Here is a 3,085-nt window from a genome sequence, read left to right on the forward strand (position 1 = left end):
TGTTTCTTTCAAAAGAATAAGTTTTCTAAATTTTTAGATAAGCAATGCTGATCAATTTACTTTATCAATATAAGTTTTCGCGGAAATATATATGGCGATTTTTAATTTAATATATTCATGGTGTGTATGAAATTGGCTTACTCTATTGAATATCACCATGAAAAAGATACTACCTGCTATATTACATTGTGTTCTGTGATATGCATCATTGTTTCATTCTGCCTTTTTGATAATTCTATTAATTAGAAGTTTTAATCGGTACAGTTATGTTTATGTATCATTTATATGTTATTACATCATCAGGTGTAACAGATGGACACTCCTGTTTCGCGCAGTGCACTATATGGAAAGCTAACCAAATCTTTGTTTAGATCTTTGGAATCTGCGACAACGTTCTGTAAATTACGCGCTAATCCTTATGTCGAACTGAAGCATTGGTTGCATCAGTTAATACAACAACCAGAGAATGACATTCACAATGTGCTTCGACATTATCAAATAACATCTGCTGATGTTGAGAAGGCGTTAATTCAGCAATTGAATATATTGCCTGCCGGAGCGAGTGTAATTAACGATTTTTCCCATCATATCGATCTTTCTGTTGAAAAAGCCTGGATGTTGGCAAGTATCCGCTTTGGCGATCAAAAAATTCGTAGTGGATGGTTATTACTTGCCTAGTTAACCACGCCAGAATTGTGTCGGGTGTTAAAAAATATTTGTGCGCCATTGGCAGAGCTACCGGTAGATGAACTATTAGATATTCTTCCGTCTTTAATCACGTCATCTCCTGAATTAACAGAAATGCCTTATGACGGCTCGGATTTAAATTCTGCAGTACCGGGGGAAGCTAGCCAGGTCTTTGCCGGCGAATCAACTGGAAGCAAATCCGCGCTGGCGAAATACTGTCAGGACATGACTGCGCTGGCCCGTGAAGGCAATATCGATCCGGTCACCGGTCGCGAACACGAGATCCGTACTATGACGGATATTCTGCTGCGCCGTCGCCAGAACAACCCGCTACTGACCGGCGAAGCGGGAGTCGGGAAAACGGCAGTGGTGGAAGGATTCGCGCTGGCGATTGCCGGGGGGGAAGTACCGCCTTCACTGCGTAACGTGCGGTTGCTGTCACTGGATGTTGGCGCGCTGCTGGCTGGGGCGTCCATGAAGGGTGAATTTGAATCCCGCCTGAAAGCGTTGCTGGAAGAGGCCGCGCACTCGCCGCAGCCGGTAATCCTTTTTGTTGATGAAGTTCACACGCTGGTGGTACATCCGGTACGGGGGATGCTGCCAACCTGCTGAAACCGGCGCTGACTCGGCGTTTTCAGGTATTGCAGGTTGCTGAGCCGGAAGAGGTTGCGGCTGTTGAGATGGTACGCGGGTTAGTCACCACGCTTGAAAAACACCATGACGTGCTGATCCTTGATGAGGCCGTGCGCGCCGCCGTACAGTTTTCTCACCGTTACATTCCGGCCCGGCAACTACCCGATAAGGCCATCAGCCTGCTGGATACGGCGGCGGCCCGTGCAGCGCTGTCGCTGCATACCCCGCCTGCGAGAGTCCAGTATCTGCGCCAGCAGCTCAACGCTGCCGAACTGGAGCTGGAGTTGTTATTAAAGCAGGAAAAAATGGGTATCCGCTCGGAGCGGGGCGATGTACTGGCGGCGCGGATTATATCGCTGAATGCCGATCTTTCTGACACCGAAGCGCGGTGGCAGCAGGAACTGGAACTGGTTCACCGATTACAGGAACAGCGTGCCGCAGAACCCGGCGAGCGTGACGAAATCACGCTGCAACAGGCAGAAACGGCATTAAGAGACTGGCAGGGCGAAAACCCCGTCGTGTTCCCGGAAGTCAGCGCGGCAGTGGTGGCCGCAATTGTTTCCGACTGGACCGGTATTCCCGCCGGACGCATGGTGAAAGATGAAGCCAGTCAGATCCTGGAACTGCCCGCCCGTCTGGCGCAGCGTGTTACCGGGCAGAGGGACGCGCTGGCGCAGATTGGCGAGCGTATCCAGACCGCGCGGGCGGGTTTAGGTGACCAGCGTAAGCCTGTGGGCGTCTTTTTGCTGGCCGGGCCGTCCGGTGTTGGCAAGACTGAGACCGCTCTGGCGCTGGCAGAGGCTATCTATGGCGGTGAGCAGAACCTGATCACCATCAACATGAGCGAGTTTCAGGAGTCCCACACCGTTTCCACGCTGAAAGGCGCACCGCCCGGCTACGTGGGTTATGGCGAAGGCGGCGTGTTGACAGAAGCGGTACGCCGCCATCCCTGGAGCGTGGTATTGCTGGATGAAATTGAAAAAGCCCATCACGAAGTCCACGAGCTGTTCTTCCAGGTGTTTGATAAGGGGGCGATGGAAGATGGCGAAGGTGTCCACATCGATTTCAAAAATACCACGCTGTTGTTGACTACTAACGCGGGAGCGGAACTTATCAGCCAGCTCTGTGAGGATCCGACGCTGATGCCTGATTCGGCAGGACTAAAAGAGGCGTTAATGCCGGAGTTACGTAAACACTTCCCGGCGGCTTTCCTGGGGCGTGTGACGGTTATTCCTTATTTACCGCTGGATGAGACCGCGCGTGGTGTTATTGCCCGCCTGCATCTTGGCAGATTGATGGATCGGATGGCGGAGCAGCATGGCGTTTCACTGGTGTATGGCGATGAATTGATTACGCATATTGTGTCGCGCTGCCCGATGCACGAAACCGGCGCTCGTTTGCTCATCGGCTATATCGAACAACATATCCTCCCACAACTGTCCCGTTACTGGTTGCAGGCGATGACAGAGAAAACGGCCATCACGCAAATCCGCATTCGTGTTGATGACGATGAACAGGTTATTTTTGAAACGGATTAATGGAGCATCCTTATGGCAAAAGAATTAAGTGGCGCACTGTGGGTCAGTCGCTTTCCTGGAAGTTCTTCCACTAATGATTTGCAGGGGACTTTTCGTGCATCAGTAGATAATTTTTTGCGCGTGCTTGGTAATGCGCGTGCAAGGGTCAGTATCTCTGTAACATATCGCCCTCCCGCCAGAGCATATCTCATGCACTGGTCAATTGATGGACATTAAGTATGACATTT

Annotated in this window: 1 protein-coding gene and 1 pseudogene; both read left to right on the forward strand. The window is 50.7% G+C overall.

Annotated features, from left to right (window positions below; genetic code table 11):
* Positions 1-312: 312 nt before the first annotated feature.
* Positions 313-2,858: pseudogene (locus ACUU1M_RS19525) on the forward strand (type VI secretion system ATPase TssH).
* 12 nt (positions 2,859-2,870) lie between these two features.
* Positions 2,871-3,074, forward strand: coding sequence for a hypothetical protein (locus tag ACUU1M_RS19530; RefSeq protein ID WP_234426380.1), 204 nt, complete (start codon positions 2,871-2,873; stop codon positions 3,072-3,074).
* Positions 3,075-3,085: the final 11 nt, after the last annotated feature.

Source organism: Shigella sp. SIG6 (assembly GCF_053555815.1).

Excerpts from the sequence above, each read along its gene's own strand:
- ACUU1M_RS19530 (WP_234426380.1), top strand. The coding sequence starts at position 2,871 with ATGGCAAAAGAATTAAGTGGCGCACTGTGGGTCAGTCGCTTTCCTGGA.